Annotated in this window: 23 protein-coding genes; 8 read left to right on the top strand and 15 right to left on the bottom strand. The window is 72.8% G+C overall.

Features of this window, described 5'->3' with window-relative positions; genetic code table 11:
• The first annotated feature begins 424 nt into the window (after window positions 1-424).
• From BRM3_RS08230 to BRM3_RS08195, 8 genes are all read left to right on the top strand, one after another.
• Window positions 425-1,993, top strand: coding sequence for a terminase large subunit domain-containing protein (locus BRM3_RS08230; RefSeq protein WP_263592850.1), 1,569 nt, complete (start codon window positions 425-427; stop codon window positions 1,991-1,993).
• Window positions 1,990-3,270: a phage portal protein gene (locus tag BRM3_RS08225; RefSeq protein ID WP_263592849.1), complete on the top strand. Its 1,281-nt coding sequence runs from the start codon at window positions 1,990-1,992 to the stop codon at window positions 3,268-3,270. The genes BRM3_RS08230 and BRM3_RS08225 overlap by 4 nt, the downstream gene beginning before the upstream one ends.
• The gene (locus tag BRM3_RS08220; protein WP_263592848.1) at window positions 3,267-3,875 is read left to right on the top strand and encodes a hypothetical protein; all 609 of its coding nucleotides are present in this window, start codon (window positions 3,267-3,269) and stop codon (window positions 3,873-3,875) included. Before BRM3_RS08225 ends, BRM3_RS08220 begins: the two co-directional genes overlap by 4 nt.
• 16 nt (window positions 3,876-3,891) lie before the next feature.
• On the top strand, window positions 3,892-4,362 hold the full coding sequence (locus tag BRM3_RS08215; protein ID WP_263592847.1) for a hypothetical protein: 471 nt from the start codon (window positions 3,892-3,894) through the stop codon (window positions 4,360-4,362).
• A gap of 14 nt (window positions 4,363-4,376) precedes the next feature.
• Window positions 4,377-4,556: a hypothetical protein gene (locus BRM3_RS08210; protein ID WP_263592846.1), complete on the top strand. Its 180-nt coding sequence runs from the start codon at window positions 4,377-4,379 to the stop codon at window positions 4,554-4,556.
• A gap of 106 nt (window positions 4,557-4,662) precedes the next feature.
• Window positions 4,663-5,493, top strand: a complete 831-nt coding sequence (locus BRM3_RS08205) for a phage major capsid protein (protein WP_263592845.1) — start codon at window positions 4,663-4,665, stop codon at window positions 5,491-5,493.
• Entirely contained in the window at window positions 5,493-5,801 is a 309-nt protein-coding gene (locus tag BRM3_RS08200) for a hypothetical protein (RefSeq protein ID WP_263592844.1), read from the top strand. Before BRM3_RS08205 ends, BRM3_RS08200 begins: the two co-directional genes overlap by 1 nt.
• Complete coding sequence (locus BRM3_RS08195; RefSeq protein WP_263592843.1) at window positions 5,798-6,124, top strand: head-tail adaptor protein; 327 nt, start codon at window positions 5,798-5,800, stop codon at window positions 6,122-6,124. Before BRM3_RS08200 ends, BRM3_RS08195 begins: the two co-directional genes overlap by 4 nt.
• Window positions 6,125-6,705: 581 nt before the next feature.
• Here the strand turns inward: BRM3_RS08195 and BRM3_RS08190 are convergent.
• From BRM3_RS08190 to BRM3_RS08120, 15 genes are all read right to left on the bottom strand, one after another.
• Complete coding sequence (locus BRM3_RS08190) at window positions 6,706-6,891, bottom strand: hypothetical protein (RefSeq protein ID WP_263592842.1); 186 nt, start codon at window positions 6,889-6,891, stop codon at window positions 6,706-6,708.
• 281 nt (window positions 6,892-7,172) lie between these two features.
• Entirely contained in the window at window positions 7,173-8,051 is an 879-nt protein-coding gene (gene htpX, locus BRM3_RS08185) for a zinc metalloprotease HtpX (RefSeq protein WP_263592841.1), read from the bottom strand.
• Between the two features lie 210 nt (window positions 8,052-8,261).
• Window positions 8,262-8,546 (bottom strand): hypothetical protein, encoded by a 285-nt coding sequence (locus tag BRM3_RS08180; RefSeq protein ID WP_263592840.1) that lies wholly within the window; start codon window positions 8,544-8,546, stop codon window positions 8,262-8,264.
• A 46-nt stretch (window positions 8,547-8,592) separates the two neighbouring features.
• Window positions 8,593-8,853, bottom strand: coding sequence for a WXG100 family type VII secretion target (locus BRM3_RS08175; RefSeq protein ID WP_263592839.1), 261 nt, complete (start codon window positions 8,851-8,853; stop codon window positions 8,593-8,595).
• A gap of 208 nt (window positions 8,854-9,061) precedes the next feature.
• Window positions 9,062-9,484: a hypothetical protein gene (locus BRM3_RS08170; RefSeq protein WP_263592838.1), complete on the bottom strand. Its 423-nt coding sequence runs from the start codon at window positions 9,482-9,484 to the stop codon at window positions 9,062-9,064.
• A gap of 138 nt (window positions 9,485-9,622) precedes the next feature.
• The gene (locus BRM3_RS08165; protein ID WP_263592837.1) at window positions 9,623-9,892 is read right to left on the bottom strand and encodes a WXG100 family type VII secretion target; all 270 of its coding nucleotides are present in this window, start codon (window positions 9,890-9,892) and stop codon (window positions 9,623-9,625) included.
• 196 nt (window positions 9,893-10,088) lie between these two features.
• The gene (locus tag BRM3_RS08160; protein WP_263592836.1) at window positions 10,089-14,555 is read right to left on the bottom strand and encodes an FtsK/SpoIIIE domain-containing protein; all 4,467 of its coding nucleotides are present in this window, start codon (window positions 14,553-14,555) and stop codon (window positions 10,089-10,091) included.
• Window positions 14,556-14,645: 90 nt separating this feature from the next.
• Complete coding sequence (locus BRM3_RS08155; RefSeq protein WP_263592835.1) at window positions 14,646-15,350, bottom strand: hypothetical protein; 705 nt, start codon at window positions 15,348-15,350, stop codon at window positions 14,646-14,648.
• 47 nt (window positions 15,351-15,397) lie between these two features.
• Window positions 15,398-17,017 carry a serine/threonine-protein kinase gene (locus BRM3_RS08150; protein ID WP_263592834.1) on the bottom strand — a complete coding sequence of 540 codons (1,620 nt, stop codon included), beginning with the start codon at window positions 17,015-17,017 and terminating at the stop codon, window positions 15,398-15,400.
• The gene (locus tag BRM3_RS08145) at window positions 17,014-19,356 is read right to left on the bottom strand and encodes an FHA domain-containing protein (protein WP_263592833.1); all 2,343 of its coding nucleotides are present in this window, start codon (window positions 19,354-19,356) and stop codon (window positions 17,014-17,016) included. The genes BRM3_RS08150 and BRM3_RS08145 overlap by 4 nt, the downstream gene beginning before the upstream one ends.
• The gene (locus tag BRM3_RS08140) at window positions 19,353-20,210 is read right to left on the bottom strand and encodes a PP2C family protein-serine/threonine phosphatase (RefSeq protein ID WP_263592832.1); all 858 of its coding nucleotides are present in this window, start codon (window positions 20,208-20,210) and stop codon (window positions 19,353-19,355) included. The genes BRM3_RS08145 and BRM3_RS08140 overlap by 4 nt, the downstream gene beginning before the upstream one ends.
• The gene (locus BRM3_RS08135; protein WP_263592831.1) at window positions 20,207-21,562 is read right to left on the bottom strand and encodes an RDD family protein; all 1,356 of its coding nucleotides are present in this window, start codon (window positions 21,560-21,562) and stop codon (window positions 20,207-20,209) included. Before BRM3_RS08135 ends, BRM3_RS08140 begins: the two co-directional genes overlap by 4 nt.
• 287 nt (window positions 21,563-21,849) lie before the next feature.
• A complete protein-coding gene (locus BRM3_RS08130; protein WP_263592830.1) occupies window positions 21,850-24,234 on the bottom strand; it encodes a transglutaminase-like domain-containing protein in 2,385 nt (794 codons plus the stop codon).
• Window positions 24,231-25,511 carry a DUF58 domain-containing protein gene (locus tag BRM3_RS08125; protein ID WP_263592829.1) on the bottom strand — a complete coding sequence of 427 codons (1,281 nt, stop codon included), beginning with the start codon at window positions 25,509-25,511 and terminating at the stop codon, window positions 24,231-24,233. The genes BRM3_RS08130 and BRM3_RS08125 overlap by 4 nt, the downstream gene beginning before the upstream one ends.
• Window positions 25,508-26,482: an AAA family ATPase gene (locus BRM3_RS08120; RefSeq protein WP_263592828.1), complete on the bottom strand. Its 975-nt coding sequence runs from the start codon at window positions 26,480-26,482 to the stop codon at window positions 25,508-25,510. The genes BRM3_RS08125 and BRM3_RS08120 overlap by 4 nt, the downstream gene beginning before the upstream one ends.
• Window positions 26,483-26,493: the final 11 nt, after the last annotated feature.

Genomic DNA, 26,493 nt, shown 5'->3' with positions numbered 1-26,493 from the left:
GTGTCCGTGCGTGGAGTGCTACCGGGCTCGGCTGGCGTCGTGGGAGGTGGAGTCGTGACGCGCCGTCCGTGCCTGGGGTGTGGTGTGCCGGTCGAGGGCAGCAGGTGCATGGACTGTGCTGCCGAGCTGGATCGGGCGACGCCGCGGGCTCCGAGGAATCGCTCGACCACGGGACGCGGCTACGACGGGACGTGGAAGCGGATCGCGGCTCGTGCGCGCCGTCTACAGCCGTTCTGCGCGACCTGCGGTCGTGAGGACAACCTGACGACCGACCATCTGCCGTCCGCGTGGTGGCGGCGCTCCCAGGGCCTCCCCATCGGCCTCCCTGACGTGGACGTGGTCTGCGCCGGCTGCAACACGGATCGGGGTTCCTCGCGGCCGGGTACCGAGCGGTTCGAGGTCTGGGTCCGAGCTGGTCGTCCTCGTGGTCAAGAACCCGGCCAACCCTGGGGGGCAGGGGTTCGCCATATCACGTTCGACCCCGAGCCGCAAGGCACAGGGGCAGTTGCTATTGGGAAGGATTCTCATGCAGGCAGGTAGGAAAGCAGCAGTCGATCCGTCACCGCTTCCGTTCAACACGCGACTGAAGGGCTCGAAGAGGTTCGCGAAGTTCGTGCGGGACTACGTCGTGGTCCCGAAGGGCACGGGTGCGTCGAAGCCCCTGAAGCTGCGGCCGTGGCAGGTGGAGCTGGTGGGCTCTGTGCTGGATGCGAAGCCGATGCCGCGGACGGCGGGGTGGATGCTTCCTCGAGGGCAGGGGAAGTCCACGCTGCTGGCGGCGCTGGGCCTGTTCGAGCTGATGCTCGGCCAGGAGGGCGCGTCGGTGGTCGTGGTCGCGTATGACGAACGCCAGGCGGGAATCATTTTCAAGACGGCTGTGCGGATGGTCGAGCTGAACGAGGATCTCGCGGCCCGGGTGCAGGTGTACCAGGACAAGCTGCGGGTGCCGTCGCGGGGCGCGGAGTTCGTGGTCCTTCCGGCCACTCCGGCGTCACTGGAGGGCCTGGACCCGTCGCTGGCGATCGTGGACGAGATCGGCGTGGTCCGCAGGGACACGTGGGAGGTCCTGAGCCTCGCCCAGGGCAAGCGCGCCGAGTCGGTGCTGATCGGTATTGGCACTCCGGGGCCGAACCCACACGAGAACGTCCTGGCGGACCTGCGGGCGTACGGGCGGGCCCACCCGGAGGACACGTCCTTCGTGTGGCGCGAGTTCTCCGCTGCGGGCTTCGAGGATCACCCGGTGGACTGCGAGCACTGCTGGGAGCTGGCGAACCCGGCGCTGGGCGACTTCCTTCACGTCGACGCGATCCGGGCGCTCCTACCACCGAAGACCCGTGAGGCGACCTTCCGCCGGGCGAGGCTCTGCCAGTTCGTCAGCGAGAGCAGCGGCGGGTTCCTGCCGGAGCGGGTGTGGGACGGCCTGTCCACGGGCGAGGAGATCGAGGACGGCGCGGAGGTGGTGATCGCCCTGGACGGCTCCTTCAACTCCGATGCGACGGCGCTGGTGATCTCCACGATCTCCCTGACCCCGCACATGGACAAGCTCGCGATGTGGGAGCCGCCCGTGGGCGACTCCGACTACCGGGTGCCCGTGGAGGACGTGGAGGACACGATCCGCGCCGCCTGCCGCCGCTGGAAGGTCAAGGAGATCGTCGCTGACCCGTTCCGGTGGACGAGGACGCTACAAGTCCTTGAGCGCGAGGGCCTGCCCATCACGGAGTTCCCCTGGTCGGCGGCGCGCATCACGCCTGCGACCACGGACTTCTACAACGCGTGCATCAATGGCGCGGTCACACATTCCGGGGACAAGGACTTCGCGCGGCATATCGGCAACGCTGTCGTGAATGAGTCCGAGCGCGGTGTGCGGCTCGACAAGTCCAAGCGCGGCTCGACGCGGCATATCGACTTGGCTGCCGCGGCCGTCATGGCACATTCACGTTCCACGTGGAACGCTATGAAATCGAAGAAGCGAAAGGTAAGATCATTCAAGTGAGCGACATTCTGACTACTCTGATTCAGCGGCTGGACGAGAACACCGGCAAGTTCTCCCGCCTCGACCGGTACTACACCGGGCAGCCGCCCCTGGCGTTCCTCGCCCCCGAGGCGAAGGAAGCGCTGGGCAACCGGTTCGGTGTCCTCGGCTCGAACCTGTGCCGCCTCGCGGTCACCGCCCTGTCGGAGCGGCTCCGTGTCACCGGCTTCACGGGCGCCGACGTGTGGGCCGACTGGATCCGCAACGATCTGGACCAGCTCGCCCCGGTCGCCCACCGGGAGGCCCTGACTCTCGGCTCCGCGTTCGTGATCGTGTGGGCCGACGAGCAGGGCCGGCCGACGATCACCGTGGAGGACGCCCGGCAGGTCGCTGTGATCCGTGACCCTGCCTCGCGGGAGATCGTCGCCGGGGTGAAGCGGTGGACGGATGCCACGCACACCCACGCGGTCCTGTACGGGCCGGACACGATCGTCCGCTACCGGGCGCAGGGGACCGACGCCGCATCCGGCTATGCGGTCATGGAGACCCTCGAGAACCCCCTCGGCGTCGTCCCCGTCGTGGAGCTGGTGAACACGGACCGGCTGAACGCCCCGGGCATGTCAGAGATGCGCGACCTCCTTCCGCTCCAGGACTCCCTGAACAAGCTCCTGGCGGACCTCATGGTGGGCTCGGAGTACTACGCACGCCCCCGACGTTGGGCGACGGGCGTGGAGCTGGTCGAGGACGAGGACGGGGAGGTCGCCAACCCGTTCCCCGAGAACAACCGAATGATGATCTCCGAGGACCCTGCGTCGAAGTTCGGTTCCCTGCCGGCGGCGGACCTCTCCGCCTATGACGCGGCTATCAAGGTCGTGGTGCAGCAGATGCAGGCCCTCTCCGGCCTCCCGGATCACTACGTGGGGATCTCGGCGTCGCAGCCGCCGTCCGCGGACGCTCTGAGGGCCGCTGAGGCGTCTCTGACGGCACGGGCCGAGCAGCGTCAGCAGATCTTCGGCCGCGCGTGGGAGCAGGTCGCCCGCCTCGTCGTCGCGGTCCGTACCGGCGTGGACCCCTCGACCGTGGACGTGCGGATCACGTGGGCGGACCCCGCGACCCGCTCGATCGCCCAGGAAGCCGACGCCGTCGTGAAGCTGTACACCGCCGGCCTGCTGCCCGCGACGTATGCGCTCAAGCGCCTCGGCTACGGGGATGACGAGATCGCGGAGATCCGGGCCGCTTCCCGCACTGAGGCAGTTGACCGCGCCGCCGCCGGCCTCGTCGGACAGGTCGCGGCATGACCACGTTCACGGATCTCCTGGCGCACCTCGGTTCCCGGGCTGAGCGCCAGGCCACCACGATCGCCTCGAAGTACGTGTCCGGGCAGATCGACCTTGAGATCGCGATCGACGGCCTCGAGGTCGTGGTGCGTACGTCCAACGCGCGCGGCCTCAACCTCGGTGAAGCCGCGTGCAGGGAACTGCTGATCTCCCTGGGCGACGACACTTCCGTGGTCACAGGCGAGGCGTACTCACACGTCCACGACGCCGAGCGCATCCAGAAGGCCACCAGGACGGCACTTGCGGAGCAGGGGTCGGCCGTCATGGCCGCGGGACGCCTCGCGCGCTCCGAGGCGATCGAGGCCGCACAGAGCGCGTTCAGCAGGACCATGCAGACCTCTCGGCGCGTCAAGGGCTGGAAACGCGGCATGGAACCTGATGCCTGCGAGCTGTGCACATGGTGGTGGCGGGAGGGGCGTGTCTGGCCGAAGGGCTACAGCCTGCAGACCCATAAGGGCTGCACCTGCCGTCAAGTGCCCGTGATGATCGCTGCCGACGACATGAGGACGCCTGACGAGAGGAGCTGGGAGGCGTCCGAAGCCCGCAAGACCCGACTGGACCACTAGATCGAAGGAGAACACCATGCCCCACGCCCAGAAGACTCCCCAGGAGCCCCAGGAGACGCCCCAGGACGTCCACCACGCCGCCGAGGGCCATGACGAGCCCCAGGACGGTCAGGAGACGCCCCAGGACGCTCCCGAGGGTCAGGAGGAGTCTCAGGAGACCGCTGAGACGTTCCCCCGTGAATACGTCGAGAAGCTGCGCCAGGAGAATGGCCGCTACCGTCAACGAGCCCAGGAGGCCGACGACCTCGCCCACCGTCTCCACGTGCAGCTCGTGAAGGCGACGGGCCGCCTCGCCGACCCTGAGGATCTGCCCTTCGCAGACGACCACCTCGATGACCCCGCGAAACTGCAGTCTGCAGTTGACGATCTCCTCGCCCGCAAGCCCCACCTCGCCTCCCGTCGGCCCCGCGGTGACGTTGGTCAGGGCCAGATGTCCGACTCCCACGGTACGGTCGACCTCGCCGCACTGCTGCGGTCACGAGCCTAAACAAGGAGAAGAAGATGCGGACGTACATCATCAATGAAGGAACGCAGAACGCTCGGACGAAGGATGACCTTTCGATCGAGGTCGAGGCCGAGCGGTATGAGAACCGCAACGGCTACTTCGAGTTCATCACGGACGAGGACGGCATCGTTTTCTCCATCCTCGCGAGCAAAGTGAAGACTGTACGCAAGAAGTAGTTCACCGCTACAATGAGGGCGTGGTCCTGGTGGCCGCGCCCTCATTGCTTTGCAGGTCTGGCACCTGAGCGAGAACACATTCACTTCTCAGACTTAGGAGCCAACAATGGCTGAGACCACCACCACCAACCCCGAACTGCTCCAGGAGCAGGTCGCCTCGATCCTTCTCCAGCCCCTCGAGGCCGCGTCCGTCGTCCTCGCGTCCGGTCCCCGGATCTTCGACACCGCGTCCCCGCTGCGCATCCCCAAGCTCGTCTCCTCGAGCGATCCCGCCTGGGTTGGTGAGGGCGAGCTGATCCCCGAGCACGACGTGAACTTCGACGAGGTCCGCCTCATGCCCACGGACCGGAAGTCCATCAAGACGCTGATCCGGTTCACCAACGAGCTTCTGCGCCAGTCCGTCATCGGCCTGGACGCGACCCTCAAGGCCCGTCTCGTGTCCGACGTCGCCCGGAAGCTCGACACCGCGTTCCTCACCGGCAACGGCGCGGACAAGTCCGTGACCGGCATCATCAACCAGCCCGGTGTGCAGCACGCCGTGCTCGATGCCACGGAGCCCGACAGCTTCCTCGACGCCCTCGCCCTCGCCTCGGCCGCGGAGGTCACCCCGAACCGCTGGTTCATCTCCGGCGCTGACTTCTTCTCCGTGCGGAAGATCAAGGACACGTCCGGCAAGTACGTGCTGGAGTCCGACATCACCACGGGCACCACGTACCGCCTCTTCGGGGTCCCCGTCACCGTCACCAACAAGCTGCCCGCCGGCACCGCGGTCCTCGCGGACATGTCGCAGGTCGCGATCGCCCGGGACACCAACCCGACCGTGAAGCTCCTGGACCAGCGATACGCGGAGTACGACGAGCAGGCGATCCGCGTGACCGCCCGCTTCGACCTCGGCCTGCTGCACCCCGAAGGTGTCATCGTCGCCAAGGCCGCCTGATGATCGAAGGCAAGGACGTCGCAGAGTTCCTCGGCCAGGGAGACAACGAAGAGCTTGCCGCCCTGGCCGGGGAGCACCTTGCGATCATCATCGCCATGGCTCGGTCCTACACTCGCGGCGGCGGCTTCACCGCCAACGAGCCCAACGAGGAGATCACCGCAGTCGTCACCACGGCAACCGCCCGCCTCATCGCCAACCCGGAACAACTCCGGTATTCGGCCGGCGCTGTCACCGTGCAGGACTCCTTCCGCGGCTGGACTCTCGCCGAAACGTTCGTGCTGAACAGGTATAGGCGGCGCGCCCAGTGATCGGCCACACGAAGATCGTCATACTCCGGAAGGGCGGGGAGATCGGCCGCGACCGCTACGGCAACCCCATCTACGGCCCGGACGTCGAGGAGACCGTCTACGGAGAGTTCTCTCCCCTCTCCACGGACGATCTGAACGAACCGAACCGTGACGCCGTGGTGATCCGGTTCCGGCTCATCCTGCCGGCCACCGCGAAGATCGACGCAAGCTCCAAAATCAGCGCCCTCGGCACCACCCTCGAAGTGATCGGCCAGCCCATGCCGATCCTCTGGAACGGCAGTGTCCACCACTACGAGCTGATTGTGGAGCAGACCACCGGCTAGCGACCTGGCGTGAACGTCACCGCCCGGGCTCTTCTAATGGGGCAGCCCGGACCACGCGGATCGAAGGAGTGGAGGGAACCCTCCCCCGAAGAAGCTCCTGCGCCAGTACGACCGCCCCCTCGACACCACGTTGAGGGGGCGGTTCTCTGCGCGAAGGGGGGCCGGAACCCATGCGCTAACCCATGCGCTAACCCATCGGCACCTCGCGCGCCCGGGGAGGACCTGCTTACTGCGCCGCAGGAAGCATGCTGCCCGGTGATGTCCTTACGCGCACGGGGAGCACTTCGCAAGGAAGTTCCTTGCGGACGCTAGGAAGTTCCTTGCGGATCGGCACCTCGAGCGCCCGGGACGCACCCGTCGCGACCAGCGGCGCAGTCCGCAAATAGTCCGCAGGAGAGTCCGCGGAGCCCGATCCGACCCAGTACGCCACAATGACATACGCGCAGGTCAGCGCGACATTCCCGTATCAGCCGGGGCGCCGCAGAACCCCCGGGGCAGTTCGTCAACTACCGCTGAGACGGCCGCGGCCCCGGTCCCGGCCAGATGGTCGGGACCGGGGCCGCGTCGCCGCGCTCGGGCTCTCAGCGACGACGCGCAGAGCCCGCCGTCACGGTCGGTGACGTCCGGGCGGGCGTGCTCGCCGCCGGCTGCTCGCGCTGCTCGGCGATGTCGAGCAGCGCGTCCAGGTCGTCCGGGGCCACCGGAGCCTTCTCATGATCGATGCGGCAGTCCGCGGCGAGACGGCGGAGCTGGGTGTACGTAGCCATGATGTTCCCCCCTTGGGTGTACTCCTGACACCCTAGGCCGGGCGTCCGTCGATTCGCTGGGGGAACGATCAGAGGCTCCTGGGCAGGGGACGCGGCGGCCGCGATCTCGGAGGCCGGCCGCGGGCTACAGGCAACAGTGCCGATCGACATCGACATCGCCGAACGGTCGCCGCTCGCGTGCGTCCCTCTCGCGCATCGAAATCGCCGTGTCGGGCGGAACTCCCCGAGAATTCCGCCCGACAAGGCGATCTCGACGGCGTGCGCCTGCTCGGGCGGGTCCGTCAGAAGGGGCGCTGCTTGCCCTGCTCGGCCATCTCCTCGAGCCGCGCGATCCGCTTGTCCATCGGCGGATGCGTCGAGAACAGGTTGGTCAGGCCCTCGCCGGCCCTGAACGGGTTGGCGATCATCATGTGGGCGCTGTCGACGATGTCCTGCTCGGGCCGCAGCGGCTTGGCCGTGACGCCGGACGAGATCTTGCGCAGGGCGGAGGCGAGCGCGAGCGGATCGCCCGTCAGGCGTGCGCCGTCCTCGTCTGCGTCGTACTCGCGGGTCCGGGAGATCGCGAGCTGGATGAGGGAGGCGGCCAGCGGCGCGAGGATCATCGCCGCGAGGGAGGCGATGATGTTGCCGCCGTTGCGGTCGCGGCCGCCGCCGAACCAGAGGGCCATCTGGGCGAGCGAGGTGATGATGCCCGCGATGCCGGCGGCCACCGAGCTCGTGAGGATGTCGCGGTTGTAGACGTGCATGAGCTCATGGCCCAGCACCCCTCGCAGCTCACGGTCGTCGAGGATGCGCAGGATCCCCTGCGTCGCGCAGACGGCGGCATGCTGGGGGTTGCGGCCGGTCGCGAAGGCGTTGGGCTGGTCGGTCGGCGAGATGTACAGGCGCGGCATGGGCGCGTTGGCCGCCGTCGAGAGCTCCTGCACGATCGCGTACAGGCGCGGCGCCTGCTCGGGGGTGACGGGAACCGCCCGCATCGAGCGCAGGGCGATCTTGTCGCTGTTCCAGTAGCTGACGAAGGTGCCGATCAGCCCGACGATCGCGAAGATCCACAGGTACTTCGGGCCGTTGCCGACGAGGAAGCCGATCGCGAGCAGGACGCCCCACAGCACGCCGAAGAGCGCCGCCGTCTTGACCGTGTTCATGGCCCCGCGACCCATCTGTTCCTCCTCCGGAGTGGAGCTCTACTCGTCCGGGATCGTCTCCGTCCGGCGCTCACCTGGCATCTAGTGTAGGCAGGGGGCCTGTCCGGGACCTGTGCGCCGCCTCGGTGATGCCGGGGAGACGTCGGGGAGAGAAGAACGGGCCCGCTCTCGCGTGGGGGCGAGAGCGGGCCCGTCGGTGGGGGGGGGGCCGGGGGCCGGAGGGGCTCAGGCGTAGGACGAGCCGCCGCCGGTCGAGGTCGTGTCCTGCTCCTCGGCCTGCTGGCGGAGATCCTCGCTCTTGGTGGTCAGGGCGTCCACGAGCGGATCGATCTGGTTCGTGACGAGGCTGCTCCAGTCCGCGACGTAGGACTCGCGGTCGTCCCCGACCCAGTTGGCGCTGTTCACGCTCGTGGTGGCGGTGGCGAAGGCCTCCTGGATGTTGGTCCCGGCGGTCTTGAGGGTGTCGGCCACGGTGCGGCCGTCTTCCGAGTTCATGCCCTTGAAAGACATCGTTCAGTCCTTTTTCTCGAGTGTGGCGGTGGCGATCGACGGCGGGTCAGGCGGAGGCGTTGCGCTGCTCGTTGGCGTTCGTGGTGGCGCGCGTGGCCATGTCGCTCGCGGCCTGCTTGAGCGTGGTGAGCAGGCCGCCCACCTGCTCCTCGAAATCGCTCACGAAGCGATCGCGGTCGTCGCCGGTCCAGTCCAGCTCCGTGAGGGCGCTGTAGGCGTCGTTGTAGTAGGTGTCCACATCCTCGACCGCCGTGGTGATGTCGGTGGCGATCTTGTCGACGTCCTCCGGGATCATGCCCTTCTTCATGGTGCCCTCCTGGGGGTGTTGGTCTGCTGTGCCCACCCGGTCCGGCACCTCGGCGACGATGTCGCGTCCTCGGCCCGATCCCTCGGTGATGGCTTCAGCCTAGAGGTGCCTGTCACACCTGACGATGGGGACAACTCCCCATGTGGACGCCGTCCCCTCCACACGCCGCCCGACGGGGACCGGCTCGGCATGCAGGCCGCCGGATCGATCAGTCGATCCAGACCCGCACCGAGTCCTGGATCCCGCGGATCACCGCGAAGAGCTCGTCGGCGCGGGCGGCCCCACAGCTGCCGACGACCTCGATCACGTCGACGGCCCGGCCGCGGTCAAGGTGGGTGTGCCGGACCGCCTGGACCACCGTCTCCGAGCCCGGCTGGGTGTAGCCGTACTCGCGGCGCAGCCACGGACGACCGGCGATCTCGACCTCGTCCGTGACGATCTCCTCGAGCGACGGGAGCGCCGAGCTCCGCTGCCCGAGCGCCTCGACGGCGCGGGCCGGCCCGCCCTCGGCGGGCAGACGCTCGCACGTCACGACGACGTTGGCGCGGAAACGGCCCGGCGCGGCGGGCTCGGCGACGGCGACCTGGAGGCCCGGCACGATCACGGTCTCCCAGGTCTCGGGCACCGACATCGTCAGATGCGGGGGGCGCAGGCAGCTCGACGCTCGGGAACTCGACGGTCCTGGTCGGAGGGGATGTCACGGCGCGGCGCTCCTCGGCTCGGTCGCCGTCACTGTACCCACCGCGGGCCGGCGGCCCCGTGCCTGCGATCAGGCGGAGGTGGACTCCTGCTCCTGCGCGTTCGTCTCGGCGGTCGTCGAGAGCGCGGCGATGGCGGTGGAGAGGTCCTCGAGGGCGGGGGCCATCTCGTCGGCCCACTGGCCCCGGAAGCGGTCCGCGTCCGGGCCCGTCCAGTCGACCTCCTCGAGCCCCGTGGTGAGCTCGGTCCGCATCTGCTCGATCTCCTCGGCCGCGTCGGCGAGATCGCGCGCCATGCGCCGGACCTCGTCGACGGACATGCCCTTGGCGGCTGTGTTCACGGTGCCTCCCCGTCCGTCTCGGCGCGGCCCGGGTGCCCGGCGCCGCGTGTCTCCACCGGGCCCACTCTAGGGAGCGGCGACCGGGACCGACATGGGGAGCACTCCCCATGTGGACAAGCCGCCCGTGGGGAGGTCCCGTGTCTCCCCGGCGCGCGGGCCTCCCGGGACCCCCGGCCCTCGCCGGCCTGGCCCGGTCTCAGCCGGTGACCTGCGCGACCTGGAGCTTGGTGGCGCGCCCGCCGGCGACCAGGAACCCGCGGCCGGCCGAGAAGTCCGCGCGCCGGACCCGCCCGAGCGGTGTGCCCAGCAGGGTGTCGCCCTCGCCGTCGCTCGGCTGCAGCAGGATCCCGCGGCGCCCGGACTTGAAGGGCTTGGCGAGCGTGTAGGCCTGGGACCAGGTGGAGGACTCGTTCTCGCCCACCACGAACTGCCCCTCGCGGGCGGCGCTGCGGATCAGCTTCTCGAGGTCGCCCTCGGCGCCCGTGCCGGTGAAGTCCGCGACGCCGTCGACGAACACCGCGAGCCGCCCCTCGGCGACGCCGCCGGACTCGAGGGTCGCGAGCAGCTGCTGGGCGAGGGTGCGCACCTCGTCGGGATCCGACGCCTCGACGTCCCAGATGCCCTGGCCCGTCAACGGCGTGCGGCGGGCCGAGAAGCGCACGATCCGCATCGGGTGCTCCATGGCCTTCAGCGCGGTGGCGAGGGTGAGCAGCGTCGTCGTGCGTCCCGACCCGATCGGCCCGGAGACCATGAACGCGCCGCGCGGCTCGATCGCGATCTCCGAGAGCGTCTCGTCGGCCACGCCCACGACGGGCCGCCCGCCGAGCACGGGATGCAGCGAGGAGAACTCGACGCGCTCGGGCAGGCGGGCGATCGCGGGGGCCCGCCCCACGCCGGCTCTCCGCATCGCCTGGGCGAGCGCCGCGACCTCGCGCGACTGGATGGCGACGTTGGCGTCGCCGCCGTGCACGGCGATCTGCACCTCGTGGCCGTCGAGGATCGCCCGCCCGGGAGGCGAGGAGGAGTCCAGCACGTCGCGGGCCGCGCCGAACACCGAGTAGTCGTCGGCCGAGGCGAGCCGGTGGATGAGGCGGCGCTGGATCGACGAGCCGAGCGAGGTGGGGATGGCGCTGGGCCGATCGCCCGTGACCACGACATGCACGCCGACCTGGCGCCCGTCGGTCGCGATCTGCACGAAGGTCGTGAACCACTTGGCGAGGTGGGAGAAGTCGTAGGCCTCGCGGAAGGCGGCCATGCCGTCGACGAGCAGCAGGATGCGCGGGGTCTCCGGCGCCTCGGCGAGCCGCCGGTACTCGGCGATCGTGCCGGCGCGCACGCGCGCGAACTCCTTGGCGCGGTCGTCGATCTCCTGGCGCAGGGTGCGCAGCAGCCGCGTCACCCGTTCCTCGTCATCGCCCGCGATGATCGATCCGACGTGCGGGAGCTCCTCGAGCATCGTGAGGCCCGAGGCGCCGAAGTCGAGCCCGTAGACGTGCACGGGCCCGCCGCGCACGGTGCTCGCGGCGGAGATCGCGAGGGTGCGCAGGGTCGTCGACTTGCCCGAGCCGCCGGTGCCGTAGACCGCCATGTTGCCGTCGCGGTCCGGCAGGTAGGAGACGGTCGGCTGCGCCTGGTTCTCGGGCACGTCCATGACCCCGAGCAGGAGCTCCTCGTCGGTGCGGCGGCTCGGCAGGCGCGAGAGGTCGTAGGCCTCGGCGAGCTCGGCGAGCCACGGCTTGCGGGGATCGGGCACGTCCGCCTCGTCGGCGGCGCGCCGGATCGTGCGCACCATGCGGGTGATGTCGTTGGGCCCGGGGTCGGCGGTCTCGGCGACGGCGGGCGCCGGCATGTCCCACGTCTCCCCCGTGCCGAAGGCCTTCTCGACGACGTCGACGCGCGCCTGCTCGGGCTCGTCCGTGGTCCAGCCGCCCGCGTACCCGGTCTGGAAGGTGGCGATGCGCCCCGGACCGGTCTTGGCGGCGGCGCGCCCGGGGATGCCGGGATCGAAATGGGCGGCCATCTGGTCGCCCAGGATGTCCTTCGAGTCCGCCTCGTCGGCCATGCGCAGGGCGATGCGCAGGTTCGTGTTGGCCCGCAGGTTCTCCTTGATGACGCCGGCGGGGCGCTGGGTGGCCAGGATCAGGTGCAGCCCGAGGGAGCGGCCGCGGGCGGCGACGTCGACGACGCCGTCGACGAACTCGGGGATCTCCTTGGCCAGGGCGGCGAACTCGTCGACGATGATGATGAGGCTCGGCGGGCAGTCGGGGTCGCCGGTGCGCTCGAGCGAGACGAGGTCCTTGGCCTTCTTCCGGTTCAGCAGGTGCTCGCGGTACTGCAGCTCCGCGCGCAGGGAGGTCAGGGCGCGCCGGACCAGGTGGGGCGAGAGGTCGGTGACGAGGCCGACGGCGTGGGGCAGGGTCACGGCGTCGGCGAACGCGGCGCCGCCCTTGTAGTCGACGAACAGGAAGGTCACGCGGTCGGGGCTGTGGGCCGTGGCCATGCCCATCACCCACGCCTGCAGGAACTCCGACTTGCCGGCGCCCGTGGTGCCGCCGACGAGGGCATGCGGGCCCTGCGTGCGCAGGTCGAGGTGGAAGGCGTCGGCGCCGTCGTGCCCGATCAGGCCGCGCAGGTCCGCGTCGTGGCTGCGTCGCACGGGGGCCGCGCCGTCGCGCGGGACGAGCGAGCCGTTCTCGCGCCACCGCTCGACGATGCTGCCGGGGATCTCGGCCAGCTCGGTGCCCGCGAGCTGGAGCCAGTTGATCGAGCGCGGGAGGTCGGAGTCGTCGTCGACGGGCACGCCCGCGTCGATGACGGGCGCGAGGTGGCGGGCGACGCCCGTGGCGACGTCCGGTCCGACCGTCTCGATCGTGACGGGATAGCTGCGCTCCCCCAGCCGGACGTGGCCGGCGGAGGCGCCCTGGACGGCCTCGTCGATCACGAGGTGGGTGCGGCAGGCCGCGGGCAGGGCGGCGACGTTGGCGGCGCACCACAGCACGTGCACCCCGACGTCGGGGCCGCGCTCGGCGATGCGCACCAGGCGTGCCCGGTCCACGGGGGCGTCGTCCTCGACGATCACGACGAGGGACGGGGTGACGGGGTCCGGCGGCAGCTCGGGCACCTGGGTCACGTCGGGCGTGAGCGCGCCGCGGCTCTGCGGCCTGTCGTCCTCGCCGGCCCGCTCGGCGATCAGCTCCTCGAGGCGCGAGACGAGGGACGCACCGAGCAGACGCGAGTCCGCGAGGTGGTCGCCCGGCAGCGGCGAGTGCGGGCTGGACGTGTGCGGCAGCCACTTGAGCCACTCCCAGTCGCGCCGGCTGCGCGGGGAGACGATCGCGGCGAGCGCGACCTCGGCCGGCGAGTGCAGCCCGGCCAGCTGCACGGCGACGGCCCGGGCGGCCCCGCGCGCCTCCTCCCCCGCCCCCGCGACGCCGATCGACCCGCACGTGCGCAGGTCCGCGACGATCGGGACCCCGGCGATCCGGCTGTACTCCTCCTGCATGTCCACGAGCTCGTCCCAGTACGCCGCGATCGCGTTGTTCTCCTTGGGCATCGCGATCCCGACGCGGGACTCGGCGATCCCGAGCCCGAGCCGGACCGTGCCGAACGCGGCGTGCTCGGGGCGGTGGGTCCACAGCAGGCGGCCGAGGCGGAAGGCGGAGTCGACGGTGTCGGCGGCGCTCGGTGCCTCCACCAGGCGCACCGCGCGCTCGAGCTCCTGGGCCGCGCTCACGCGGCGCCGCAGGGACGCCATCGCATCGGTGAAGCGCGCGATCTGGGTCTCGAGCATCTTGCGCTGCTGGGACCGTCGGGTGAAGTACCCGGCCGCGGCCATGAGCGGCATCATGAACACGAACATGAGCGAGCGCGGGCTGCCCGTCAGCAGGAACATGAACGCTCCCATGAACAGCGGCGCGATCATCATGATGACGGGGAAGGGCTGGGCCTGCGGCTCGCTCGGCGGGGTCGGCGCCTGCAGGGGCCGGTAGGGGAAGCGCGGCACCACGCGGGGCGACCGGTTGAACTCGACGACGGGCGAGGACGGGGCGGCACCGCCGGGACGGTGCAGCAGGACCACGGCGAAGGAGGTGCCGCCGATGAGGACCGTGTCGGCGGGGCCCACGACGGCGCGCTCGACGCGCTCGCCGGCGATCACGACCCCGTTGGAGGAGCCGAGGTCCACGATCTCCACGGTGTCGGAGACGTTGAGACGGCAGTGGCGCTTGGACAGCATCTCGTCGGCGATGCGGATGTCGACGTCGCCCTCGCGCCCGATCACGGTGGCGCCCGCGGGCAGCGGGTACTCGCGGCCCTCCTGGGGCCCGGAGAGCACGCGCAGCAGGGCGACGCCCGCGCCGCGGGACTCCGAGGCGCTCGCATAGCGGTCGCTCGACCGCGCGATGGAGACGACGCTGCCCGAGCGCAGCCCGGCCTGGATCAGGTCGGCGTCGCGCCGCAGGGTGCGCACCCCGCTCGCGCCGGGCCCGGCGCCCGGGTCCTGCACCTGCAGGGTGAGACCCTCGGGGGCCTGCATGCCGGCCCGCAGGGGGTCGCCGAGGTAGAGCGCGGAGGCGACGTCGGCGACCGTCGCGGTCGCGTCCGCCGTCACCTCGACGTCGGTCAGGCGGTCCTCGGGACGTCGCAGCGTGAGCTTGATGCGCATGAGGGGTCGTCGTCTCCTGGGGCTGGGGCGGGATGGGTGGTGCGCGCGGCGACGAGGGAGGCGTCCGCGGGGAGGCGGGCGCCGTGCACCTCAGTCCTCGTCGTCGGCGCCGAGGTCGAGGAGGGGCAGGTCGTCGGCGGTGACGAGGCGCGAGAACACGGCGTGCTCGACGAGCCGGGCACGTCGGTTGCTCGCGAGTCGGCCGGGGCCGCCGCGCAGGCCCCGCACGCCGAGCCGGTCGAGCTTGTCGCACACGTTGTCGAGCTTGCGGTTGAACTTCGTGCTCGACCAGCCCAGACGCTCTGCGGCCTGGGCGGAGGTGGGGACGGCGCTGATCCCGGTCCCGTCCCGGGTCAGCATCGGCTCGGACAGGGCGAGGATCAGCTGCTTCTGGCTGACCGTGAGGGCGACCGGGCCGACCGTGGTGTCGCCGGCGGGGTCGTCCGCGGTCGGCGAGCGCTCGAACTCGGGGAACTGGGCGTGGATGGAGAGGTCGTACGTGGTGGGTCCGGCCGTGAAGACGACCTTGGTGATCGGGAAGACGAGCGGGATCCGCGCGCCGGGGGCGAGCCACGCCTGCATGGTCCCCGTCGAGTCGGTGATCGTCGCCGACAGCCGCGAGCCGATGTTGACGAGCCACCACAGCGAGTCGACCTGCACGATCGAGAGGAACTGCCGGTGCAGGAACTGGTTGTCCTCGTCGATCGCGAGCTGCGCGTCGCGGCCGATGGTCAGCTCCCCGCCGTCCTCGAGGTCGAACCATTCCCCGCAGAACTCCACCGAGATCGCTGCCATGTCCCTCTCCTTCGTGTTCGCTGCCGCCCGTCGCCCGTCCGCGGGCGTCACGGCGAGGCGCACTGCTCCGCAGGCTCGCCGATCGCGCCGGACGAGGGGACCACGGCGACCTCGACGCACACCTGGTCCTGGTGGGGAGGCATGTCGAGCACGACCGCCTCGCGTCCGGTGACGGTCACCGGCTGCGCGTACTTCTCGTAGCCGTCGACGTCGATGTCCCAGTGCACGGTGTAGCTGTCGGACGCGTCGAACCCCTCGGGCCGCTGCCACGTGATGCGCGCCTTGTCGATCCCGGGGCCCATGTCGATCGGCTCGATCGTCACGCCCTCCGGGACGGGGACGTCCGCGCTGCCGATGAGCACGGGGGCGGTGGTCCGGGAGGCGACGGCGGGGGTCTCGACGGGGAACAGGATGCGCACGGCGACGACCGCGCCGACGCCGAGGACGAGCACGAGCACCGTGACGAGCGTGAGCACGGCCCAGGCGGGGACGCGGCCGCGCCGCAGACCCGGACGGTCGGCGCCGGCGGGGTCTTCCGGCTCGACGGGGGTCGGGCTCGCGGCCGAGGCGGGGCGCAGCACGGTCGGCGCGGTGGTCTCGGGCACCGTGCGCGCGGAGCGGCGGGGGCCGGGCACGGCGCCCGGGGCGGGGGCGACTGCGGCGAACGGGTCCCGCACGCGACCGGGACCGTTCGGGCTGCTCGCGCCCGGGGCCGGGAGCGTCGTGATCGACCGGATCCGGGTGTGTGCGTCGAGCTCGTCGTCGGCGGGGTGCGGCTCGGCCGCCGCGCCGCGCTCCTCGAGCACGTCCATGCCGGTCACGGGCAGGGACAGCTCGCTCTCGACGCTCTGGAGCGCGCGGCCGAGCGACAGCGCGCTGTCGTAGCGGCCGGCGGGGTCCTTGGCCATCGCGACCGCGAGGACCCGGTTCAGGGAGGGCGGGACGTCGGGCCGGTCGAGCGGCGCGAGCGGCACGGTCTCGATGCTGCGGATGAGGTCCGCGGCGCTCGCCCGGGTGCCGATCGGCTCGAAGGGCGAGCGTCCCGCGAGCAGGGAGTAGACCGATGCGGCGAGCGAGAACACGTCGCTGCGGACGTCGGCGCGGGGCGGGTCGGCGAAGCACTCGGGCGGCGACCACGGCACGGACATACCGACGCTGTCGTCGAGGTCGCCCTCGCCCGCCGCGATGGAGATCCCGAAGTCGGTCAGCGCGGGCCGGTTGTACGCGGTCACGAGGATGTTCGCGGGCTTGATGTCGCGGTGGAGGATGCCTGCGCGGTGCGCGGTCTCGACGGCCCCGGCGATCTGGACGCCCACCCGCAGCGCCTCGTCGACCGCGATCCGCTCGCTGCGGAAGCGCACGCCGTAGTTCGGTCGCGAGCAGAACTCCATCGCGATGTAGGGACGTCCGTCGGCCGACACGTCGGCCTGGTGGATGGTGACGATCGAGGGGTGGGTCGACAGCGTGGCCATCACGTTGGCCTCGGACTCGAACTGGCGCCGCACGGCGGGGTCGTGCACGTCGGCGAGCAGGACCTTGATGGCGACCTCTCGCTGGGGGCGCTCCTGGCGGTACAGGAACACGTCGGCGAAGCCGCCGCTGCCCAGCAGCGTCTGGTACTCGTAGCCGGGCAGCTCGGGCGGCCGCGACGGCGGACGGGGGCTCATGCCTGCTCCGACCAGCGCAGCACGACGCCGTCGCCGAGGTCCAGCACGTCGCCGTCGACGAGCACGACGGCCTCGTGCGGGCGCAGGCGGACTGTCTCGTGCTGGGAGCGCACGAGCAGGGTGCCGTTGGTGGTCGCGAGGTCGGTCGCGACGGCGTGCCATCCCTCGGGGCGGATCTGGAGGTGGGAGCGGGAGACGTCCTGCTGGGGGCTCGGCACGGTCACGAGCAGGGGCACGTCGTCGCCGCCCACGCGGGAGGCGCGAGGGCGGCGCCCCAGCACCACGGTGCGGTCGAGGGTGACGGTGCCGCCGGTCGAGATCTCGAGCCGCCCGAGCGGGGGTCGGACGACCGTGCGCACGGGGCCGCCGACGTGGGTCCCGCACACGCGGCACGTGTCGCGGTCGGGCGGGGAGGCGTGCCCGGCGGGGCACACGAGGGCGGGGACCGTGACGGCGGCGCGGGGGGCGGTCATCGGCTGCTGGATCGGCCCCGCGGAGCCGGCGGGACGGCCCGGCGACGGCACGGGGGCCGGTGCGGGCGGGCCCGACGACGAGGACGGCGAGGGACCCGACGACGGTGCGGCCGGGGAGTGTGAGGGGCCCGGCGACGAGGCGGCCGAGGAGGGGACGGCCGGGGCCGCAGGGGCGACGCCCTGCGGCGGCGCGGCAGCCGGGGCCGCGGGCGTCGCGAGCGGGGGCGGTGGGGAGGTCTCCCGCCGCACGCCCGGGACCCAGTCGATGAACTCGGCAGCCGGGACCTCGGAGACTGGGGCCGGGGCCGGTGGGGGTGCGGCCCGGTCGGGCTCCGGCCGGGCGGCGCCGGGAGCCGCGGGCGGCCCGGGCGCGGGAGCGACGGGAGCGACGGGCGGCGGCTCCTCGGCGTGCCGGGGCCGGGCGGCGTCCTCGATCCGCCGGTGCAGGGTGTGGCCGAAGAGGTCGTCGTACGAGCGGGACTCCTCCCGTGGGTCGTCTGCGGCGGGTCCGGTGGCCGCGGGTCCGGCCTCGGGGGATGCCGGAGGGCTCACGGCCGGTGGCTCCGGCGCCACCGGATCGGCCTCGGGCGCCGCCGGGGCGGGAGCAGGTGCGGGGCTGGGACGCGCTGCGGGCGGCGGAGCCGGGGTGCTGTGCTCGGTCGACCGCTGGGGGCCCGGCGGCATGGCGGGAGGCCCGGCCTCCGGGCCCGTCGGGCGCGCGGGCGCGGTGGGCGGTGCGGCCGGGGTCTGCGAGGGTGCCCCGGCCTCCGGTTCGGGCTCGTCGGGGCTGAACTCGAGGGTCGAGGGATCGCGCGTGAGCTCGAGCGAGGAGGCGATGGAGGCATGCTGAGGCGCGGCCGGGGCCACCGGGCGCGGCGCCGACCGCCCGGCCGAGGAGCCGGCGGCGCGATCGAACAGCGAGCTGCGCTGCGAGGGCCGGCGCGGGGCGTCGCGGCCGGCGACACCCGGGGTCACGGGGGCCGGGCGGGCGGGCTCGGGGGGTGACGCGTCGGGCGGCTCCTGGGAGCCGGGGGCCGACGGTGCGGCGGACGGCGGCACCGACGGCGGAGGCGCCGTGGTGCGTGCACTCTCGGGGGCCGGGGCCGTCGTGGCGGCCGCGGGGGCGGGAGGCGCGGCCGGGGCGGGTTCCCCGAGCAGGTCGGCGAAGATGTTGGGCACCGCGGGCTCCGGGGCGTCCGGGGCGGAAGGTGCCGCGGCAGGGACGACGAGCGGTGCCGCCGGGGCCGGGCGCGCCGGTGCGGGAGGGGGCGTGCGGGGCGCGCGGGCGGGCGGCGGGTTCTGCTCGCGGCGGCGCCGCACCTCGGGGTCCTCGATCGAGCGGCCGTCCTGCTCGACCAGGGCGGCGAGCGCGTCGCGCGCGGCGTCGTCGAGGCGGCCGGCGGCCTCCGTCATGTGCACGAAGCCGCGGATGCGGACCATGCCCGACTCGAGCGTCAGCACCCCCGGCCCCTGCTCGGTGGGCAGGTCGCCGAATGCGAGGCGCAGGACGCCCTCGCGGCGTGCGAGGGCCGGCCCGTCCTCGGCCGCGACCAGCTCGCGTCCGTCGTGCGTGTAGGCCGCCAGAGGTGTGTCGCCCTTGACGCCCAGCAGCGTGCTGTCGCCTCCGAGGGTGCCGAAGAGCACGGCGCCGAGGGCGTCGGCGCCCTCGAGCCCGGCCTCGCGGGCCAGGGTCTCGAGGAGGTCGTCGCTCGCGGGGCCGTGCCCGAGCACGGCCCACGCGGCGTCGAGGAGCGGCTTGGGCGCGGTGGGGGTGAGCACGACGAACGAGTCCGCTCGACGGATCAGGTAGGCGGGTCCGGGCTGGTACCAGGTGCCGGGCGGCAGGAGCGGGCGGCTCTCGCTCACGGCTCCCCTCCGTCTCGGCGCAGCCGGCGGGGCACCGTGTCCTCCCCGGCGTCGTCGACGCGCTCGGGAGCGCGCGGGGCGGGGCCGGTGTCCCCGTCGCCCTCGGCGCCGGGCACCTCGATCGCCTCGACGATCACGACCGTGACGTTGTCGTGGCCGCCCGCCGCCAGGGCGAGCTCGACGAGGACGTCGCACGCCTCCTGGACGCCGGCGGTGCGGCGCAGGACCCGCTCGATCGTCTCGTCGTCGAGCTCGCCGCTGAGCCCGTCGGAGCAGACCAGGAGGCGATCGCCGGCCTCGGCGGGGATCAGCCAGTAGTCGGGGTCGGACTGCGGCCCGGCGCCCAGAGCGCGCGTGATCATGTGCCGGTAGGGGTGCACCTTGGCCTCGGCGGCCGTCAGCTCCCCCGCGTCGACCAGCTCCTGGACCACCGAGTGGTCCACGCTCACCTGCTCGAAGACGTCGCCCGAGAGCCGGTAGACACGGGAGTCGCCGAGGTTCAGGACCACCCAGTACCCGGCGCCGTCGATGAGCATGGTCGCGGCGAGCGCGACGGTGGTGCCCGCCGAGAGCGGACCGCCGGTGCCGATCTCGTGGATGCGCCGCTCGGCCTCGCGGAGCGCCGCGCCGAGGTCCTCGATGCGCAGGTCCTCGGAGCCGGCGAGGTCGCCGAACTCCTCGACGGCGATCGCGCTCGCGACCTCCCCGGCGTCGTGGCCGCCCATGCCGTCGGCCACCATGAAGACCGGGGGCGCGACGAGCACGCTGTCCTCGTTGTGGTCCCGGACGTGTCCGACGTCGGTCGCCCATCCGCCGCGCACGCGGAAGGGGGTCGGGGATGCGGCGTCGCTCACGGCAGCACCTCCACGGTCAGGGTGCGGTCCCCGACCGCGAAACGGCTCGGCGCCGCCGCCGTGAAGGGCTCGGACGCCGTCAGCTCGGTCCGCGTCCCGTCCTCGCCGAGGAGGACGGTGCCGTTGGTCGAGCCCAGATCCGTGACGGTGAGCTCGCGACCGCGGACGTCGAGGCGCAGGTGCGTCTTGGAGATCGAGCGGGTCGGATCGGCCAGCGCCGCGACGGACAGTCGGGGCTCGGCGGGGTCGGCGGAGGGGTTGCGTCCGACGAGCACGGGGGCGACGGCCACGACGGGGGCGTCGTCGTCGAGCCGGAGCGCCACCCGGGGAAGCCGGGACGCGGACACGCGGGTCCGGTCGAGATCCTCGGGGTCCTCGAGGGCCGCCGGGTCCGAGGCGGCGGGGGCGGGGGGCACGGCAGGGGCCGCCGGAGCGGAGGGCGCGCCGGGCATGGTCGGCACGGCGGGCGGGGCCGCCGGGGCCGACGGGACCACGGGGGCGGACGGGGCCGCGGGCGCCGACGGGGCCGCGGGCGCCGGGCCGGACGCTGCGGCACCGGGCCCTGCGCCGGGCACGGGCCCAGCGCCGGCTGCGGGCCCGGCGGGGGCCGCGTCCTGGGGTGCCCACGGGGAGCGCTCGATGATGCCCGACTCCCCCGTCGTCGACAGCGGCTGGTCCCACATCGCGCCGGCCTCGGAGGGGCTGAGCCCCCACGGGGCGCCGGGCTGCGCCATCAGGTTGGCATGGGCGCCCACCGTGACGGGCGCGCCGGGAAGGTAGTGGTCGGCACCCTGACGGGCGTAGTCGTCAGGACGGCCGAGCAGCGGGTTGCGCCCCTGCCGCACCGACAGCACGATCGCGTCGACCGCGGTGTCGTGGAGGCCGCGGCGGGTGCGCGCGTCGAACAGCACCGGGATCACCATCACCAGGCCGACCAGCGGGATGCCGCGCAGCACCGCCCGTCCGAGGGCCCGCAGGAAGCCGAGCGGGCGGCCGGTCCGGGCGCGCACGGTGCGCAGGCCGAGGGCCGCCTGTCCCGGGGTGAGGGCCCGAGCCCCCTCGAGCCAGATCATCACGATCGCGGCGACCGCCACGAGGACGACCCCGAGGCCCACGAGCACCTGCGCGAGGATCCCGGCGCCGTCCTGCACGACGATCAGGACGAGCCCGATCAGGAGGGGCACGGTCAGGACGCCGAGCACGAGGGCATCGAGCAGCCACGCGACGAGGCGGGCCGGGATGCCCGCCGGGACGCAGCCGTCGAGGGGCGCGTCGAGGCCGCGACGCGGCTCGACGGCGGCGGGCGCGGGCGAGCTCCACGGCGCGGCGGAGGACGGGGCGGGCATGGCCATGGGCCGATCGTACTGGGGCCCGCCCACGCTCGGAGCGGCCGGGGCGCCCGGTGGGGACGTTGGGGAGGGGCGCGTGAGCAGCTCGACGCGCGGCGGCTCGGCGGCGGGCGCCGCGGCCTCGGGTGCCCGGGACCGGCGGCGCTGCGGCGGCGGCCCCCAGGCCCCCGGGGTGTCGGTCGGGCGCCGGTCGTAGGGCGAGGGGCGATAGCGCGCGCCGCACTCCCCGCACAGCACCGCGTCGGTGGTCAGGAGTGCTCCGCACGTGCTGCAGTACCGCATCGACTCGCTCATCGCCGTCGCCGTCCCTTCCCGCCTCGGGTCCTCGCCCGCCGCCGGTGGCGTCCGGGCACGAGGGAGCGGAGCGACACCGCGGCGCGCAGGGCGCGCCACCGCGAGGCGGTCCGCGTCATCGTGCGGCGGGAGGCGATGACCTGGTCCCAGTATTGCTCGACGGCCTGCGGCGCCATGGACTCGGGGCCGAAGACCCCGCGGTCGGCGCGCACGGCGAGCGCCTCGAGATCGGTGCCGGGGAAGTCGGCGGCCAGGGCCCGGGCGGTCTCGCGGCGGGTGCGGCGCGTCGGCGGCGCACGGCCGAGATCGCGCGCGGTGTCGAGCACCTCGGTCCAGCCGGCGAGGATCCGCTGATCCGGTTCGCCCCGTCGGCGCCGGCGCCGGCGCCGCAGGGCCTTGAGGGCCACGACGGCGCCCGCGAGGACGGCGAGCAGCACGAACGGGGAGGCGGCGCCGACGGTCGCGAGCACCCAGGTGGGGGTCGGCTCGGCGTCCTCGGGGCTGCGGTCCCCGGTCTCCCCCGTCATGGCGGGGGGCAGGCGCGGCGGCTCGACCGGCGGGGGCGGGGGCTGGGCGACCTGCGGCTTGGGCTGGTCCACGATGGTCTTCTCGGGCTGGGTGGGGTCCTTGTCGTCCTCGGGGGTGGGGTCGAAGCGCACCCAGCCGACACCGTCGAAGTAGACCTCGACCCACGCGGTGACGTCCTCGCCCGTCACCGCGACCGGGCCCGTGCCTCCGCCGGGGACCGTGAAGCCCATGACCACGCGCGCCGGGATGCCGGTCGAGCGCGCCATGAGCGCCTCGAGGGCGGCGAGCTGCTCCTGGTCGCCGATCATGCCCGTGGGGCTCGCCGCGGAGTCCTCGGTGTCGATCCCGGGCTCCTGCAGCATCGACAGCAGGCGGTACTCGCCATGGCCCGGCCAGGACGGGGTGTCGCCCTCGAGCCCGTGCGTGAAGAAGGTCTGGTCCTTGAGCGAGGCCGTCAGGTTCTGCATCCGGCCGTAGTCGGTGCGGGCGTCGCCCATCATCTCGAGCGCCCGGGCGCGCAGCTCGGGGTCCATGGGCGGGATGGACGGCAGGTCGACGTCGCCGAAGCGCAGCGCCTTCTGCTGGGCCGGCGTGGGGTCTCGGTAGGGCACGTAGGTGACGGCGTAGGCGTCGCCCGAGCGCAGGCCGTCGGCGTCGACGAGGGTCTGCGTGGACTGGTTGACGTAGAGGGACTCGGCGATCGCGGCGGGATCGTGCCCGCCGGGGCTGATGCGGGTCGTCCGGCTGCCCGTGGTCGGCATCCAGATCCGGTCGTAGTCGCCGATCGTGAAGGTCGCCGTGCGCTCCCCGGGGTACGGCCCGGCGTAGTCGACGTCGGCGGCCGTGCGCAGGAACGCGCCGCTCGCGCTGTCCTTGTCCGAGCCGCCCACGACGAGGTAGACCTCGCGGTCGTAGTCGTCGAGCACGGCGATGCTCACGCGGTCGCCCTCGGACAGCCCCGAGACGGTGAACAGGGTGTCGGACCCCTGGTTCTTGAGGTAGCCGCGGAACTGCGCGAGCGGGGAGGTCTCGTCGCGCGGATCGAACGGCGGCACGATCTGGTCGCGCAGCGCGTAGCGGGCCCGCCCCTCGGGCACGTCGAGCAGGGGCCGGGCGGCGACGGCGGCGCAGGCCGCGAGCACGACGATGAGCGCGCCGCCCACGACCCGCCGCCGCAGCACCGGGTTGCGCCACGAGCCCGGCCGCACCGTGTCGGAGATGATCGTGGAGTGCGCGCCCGCCAGGCGATCGGACTCGTAGCGCCAGCAGAGCCAGGCGATCGAGACGGCGGCCAGGAGGATGCCGCGCACGAGCGTGAGCGTGCCCTCGCGCGTGCCGAACACGATGGTGACGGCGAGCAGGACCGCGGTCAGCAGCCACGCGGGCACGTAGCGGCGGGTCCGCAGGACGATGGTGAACGCCCCGAGGGCCAGCAGGAGGGTGGGCAGCCAGGCGACGACGAGAACGCCCTCGGCCACGCCCACGGGCGGCGCCATGGTGAGCGTGACCTTCCAGGCCGTGACGGGCGCCGTGAGCAGCTCGAGCAGCGAGCCGGGGGTGGGCAGGATGCCCCACAGGCCGCGGGCGGGCGCCGCGAACGGGGTGCCCAGCACGAGGTGCACGACGACCACGGCCGCGAAGATCCGCAGCGGCCCCCAGGACCAGCGGGCTCCGGCGAGCGCGATGAGCAGGGCGAACGCGAGGGCGGCGAGGACGGTCACGAGCACCACGGGGCCGCCGTAGACGGGCCAGAAGCCGACGGCGGCGAGCGCGAACAGGGCCGCGAGGGCGGTCACGTCGATCGCGCGCGCGGCCGTGCCGCGCACGGCCGGGCGGGACGGGGCGGCGGTCATCGGGCCACCGCCCTCAGCGCACGCGGGAGGTGCTCGATCGCGCCGACGTCGACGATCTCGAGGCCCCCGAGATGGGAGCGGCGCACGCTGGCGCCGTCCACGCACCGCACGGCGACGGCGATCACGCCGACGGGCAGCTCGGACGTCGCGGCGGCGAGCTCGGTCACGGTCGCGCCCGAGCCGACGACGAGCATGACGGCCGAGGCGCTCGGCGCGCTCTCGGACGCGGTGCGCGCGAGATCGCGCAGGCCGTGGCGGGCCCTGACCGTGGCGGCCAGCGTGTAGTCGTCCATGAGGGAGCGGTAGGTCCGGGCGCTGAGACGCGCGTCGACGGACAGGGCGGTCAGCTCCTTCTCCTCGCGCAGCGTCTGCGCGGCGAGCGAGGCTGCGACCGACACGGCGAGCTCGAACTCCGCCTCGCCGGCGAAGTGCACGCCGACGTTGCCGAGGGCGACGACGACGTGCGAGCGGCGGGTCTCCTCGAACTGACGGACCATGAGGCGACCGGTGCGGGCGGTCGTGCGCCAGTGCACGTGGCGGCGGTCGTCGCCGCTGACGTACTCCCGCAGGGCGTGGAAGGCGATGTCGGACGAGGAGAGCGCGGAGGACGGCGTGCCTTCGAGGTCGCGCAGGTAGCCCGTCTCGAAGCCGTCGAGACGCGCGGTGCGCGGGTGCACGTAGACCTCCTGGGCGCGGGCCCACGTGACCTGGCGGCGCATGAGCCCGAGCGGATCGTCGCGCACGGAGCGCACGGGCCCGACGACGAGCACCTCGCGGCGCCGCGTCGGGATCGCGAAGATCTCCTCGTGGGCGCGCTCGGGGGCCAGACGGGGCACCAGGAACTGGGCGGTCGCCCCGCCGACGGCCAGCTCGATGCGGGCGGGCAGCATCGCGCGCGAGGAGTCGTTCATGACCTCGATCGTGCCGAGCGCCCTCTCCCCCACCACGACCCGGGTGCTCGAGAGGTCCATCGTGACCCGGTAGGCGGAGCGGCCCAGGATGAACACGCCGGCCACCAGCAGGGGCACGGTGAGGACGGCCGCGAGCACGGTCAGCTCGGTCAGGTGCAGGCGCAGACCGACGACCCAGCAGACCACGGCGGCCGCGAGCAGCGTCCACCCGATCGGCGAGATCACCCCGAGGGGCGGCCCGAGACGCGTGACGACGAGCTCGCGGCCCGCGCGCAGGGCGCGCCCCAGCCGGGCGCGCGCCGGTCCCAGGGCGCCGGCGAGCGCACGGACGCGCCCGCCTCGCCGCGGGGTGCGCACGGAGCTCATGCGGACTGCTGGCGGGCCTGCGGCGGCGCGACCTCGCCCAGGATGCGATCGAGCACCGAGGCGGCGCTCGCGCCGTTGAACTCGGCCTCGGCGTCCATCACGAAGCGATGGAGCCAGACGGAGCGCACGAGGTCCTTGACGTCGTCGGGGATCACGTAGTGGCGCCCGTCGATCGCCGCCCACACCTTGACGGCGCGCATGAGGGCGAGCGCGCCGCGGATGGACACGCCCACACGCACCTCGGGCGCCAGGCGCGTCTCCTCCATGAGCCGCGAGACGTACTCGAGCACGGCGGCGTCGACGTGCACGGTCGCGGCGAGCGCGCTCATGTCCTCGACGGCCTGCAGGGAGATCATCGGGGTGATCTGCTCGGAGCGGTCGCGGATCGCCGAGCCCTGGAGGATCTGGACGGTCGAGGCGTGGTCCGGGTAGCCGAGCGAGGTCTTCATGAGGAAGCGGTCGAGCTGGGCCTCGGGCAGGCGGTAGGTGCCGGCCTGCTCGATCGGGTTCTGGGTGGCGATGACGAGGAAGGGGCGACCCACCTCGTGGCTCGTGCCGTCGACGGTCACGCGCCCCTCCTCCATCACCTCCAGGAGCGCGGACTGGGTCTTGGGCGAGGCGCGGTTGATCTCGTCGGCGAGCACGATGTTCGCGAACACGGGCCCGGCGTGGAAGTCGAAGCCCTGGGTGTTCTGGTCGTAGATCGTCACGCCCGTGACGTCGGAGGGCAGCAGGTCGGGGGTGAACTGGATGCGTGAGCTCGTGCCCTTGACGGTCGCGGCGATCGCGCGGGCCAGCGACGTCTTGCCGGTGCCCGGGGCGTCCTCGAGCAGCACGTGCCCGGGGGCGAGCATCGCGGTGAGCACGAGGCGCACGATGTCGTTCTTGCCGATCACCGCACGGCCGACGCCCGTGACGAGCTTGTCGAAGGTGTCGGCGAACCAGCGGGCCTGCTCGGCGGTCATGGTCATGGGGGTTCCTT

It is taken from the genome of Brachybacterium huguangmaarense, from assembly GCF_025725725.1.
Taxonomy (GTDB): Bacteria; Actinomycetota; Actinomycetes; order Actinomycetales; family Dermabacteraceae; genus Brachybacterium; species Brachybacterium huguangmaarense.
The sequence above is the reverse complement of the archived record's forward strand: the minus strand, read 5'-3'. Positions and strand labels throughout refer to the sequence as shown.

Excerpts from the sequence above, each read along its gene's own strand:
- BRM3_RS08205 (WP_263592845.1), top strand. The coding sequence starts at position 4,663 with ATGGCTGAGACCACCACCACCAACCCCGAACTGCTCCAGGAGCAGGTC.
- BRM3_RS08155 (WP_263592835.1), bottom strand. The coding sequence starts at position 15,350 with ATGGCAGCGATCTCGGTGGAGTTCTGCGGGGAATGGTTCGACCTCGAG.
- BRM3_RS08180 (WP_263592840.1), bottom strand. The coding sequence starts at position 8,546 with ATGTCTTTCAAGGGCATGAACTCGGAAGACGGCCGCACCGTGGCCGAC.
- BRM3_RS08120 (WP_263592828.1), bottom strand. The coding sequence starts at position 26,482 with ATGACCATGACCGCCGAGCAGGCCCGCTGGTTCGCCGACACCTTCGAC.
- BRM3_RS08150 (WP_263592834.1), bottom strand. The coding sequence starts at position 17,017 with ATGAGCCCCCGTCCGCCGTCGCGGCCGCCCGAGCTGCCCGGCTACGAG.
- BRM3_RS08170 (WP_263592838.1), bottom strand. The coding sequence starts at position 9,484 with ATGTCGGTGCCCGAGACCTGGGAGACCGTGATCGTGCCGGGCCTCCAG.
- BRM3_RS08215 (WP_263592847.1), top strand. The coding sequence starts at position 3,892 with ATGCCCCACGCCCAGAAGACTCCCCAGGAGCCCCAGGAGACGCCCCAG.
- BRM3_RS08160 (WP_263592836.1), bottom strand. The coding sequence starts at position 14,555 with ATGCGCATCAAGCTCACGCTGCGACGTCCCGAGGACCGCCTGACCGAC.
- BRM3_RS08220 (WP_263592848.1), top strand. The coding sequence starts at position 3,267 with ATGACCACGTTCACGGATCTCCTGGCGCACCTCGGTTCCCGGGCTGAG.
- BRM3_RS08210 (WP_263592846.1), top strand. The coding sequence starts at position 4,377 with ATGCGGACGTACATCATCAATGAAGGAACGCAGAACGCTCGGACGAAG.
- BRM3_RS08130 (WP_263592830.1), bottom strand. The coding sequence starts at position 24,234 with ATGACCGCCGCCCCGTCCCGCCCGGCCGTGCGCGGCACGGCCGCGCGC.
- BRM3_RS08135 (WP_263592831.1), bottom strand. The coding sequence starts at position 21,562 with ATGGCCATGCCCGCCCCGTCCTCCGCCGCGCCGTGGAGCTCGCCCGCG.
- BRM3_RS08190 (WP_263592842.1), bottom strand. The coding sequence starts at position 6,891 with ATGGCTACGTACACCCAGCTCCGCCGTCTCGCCGCGGACTGCCGCATC.
- BRM3_RS08175 (WP_263592839.1), bottom strand. The coding sequence starts at position 8,853 with ATGAAGAAGGGCATGATCCCGGAGGACGTCGACAAGATCGCCACCGAC.
- BRM3_RS08125 (WP_263592829.1), bottom strand. The coding sequence starts at position 25,511 with ATGAGCTCCGTGCGCACCCCGCGGCGAGGCGGGCGCGTCCGTGCGCTC.
- htpX (WP_263592841.1), bottom strand. The coding sequence starts at position 8,051 with ATGGGTCGCGGGGCCATGAACACGGTCAAGACGGCGGCGCTCTTCGGC.
- BRM3_RS08200 (WP_263592844.1), top strand. The coding sequence starts at position 5,493 with ATGATCGAAGGCAAGGACGTCGCAGAGTTCCTCGGCCAGGGAGACAAC.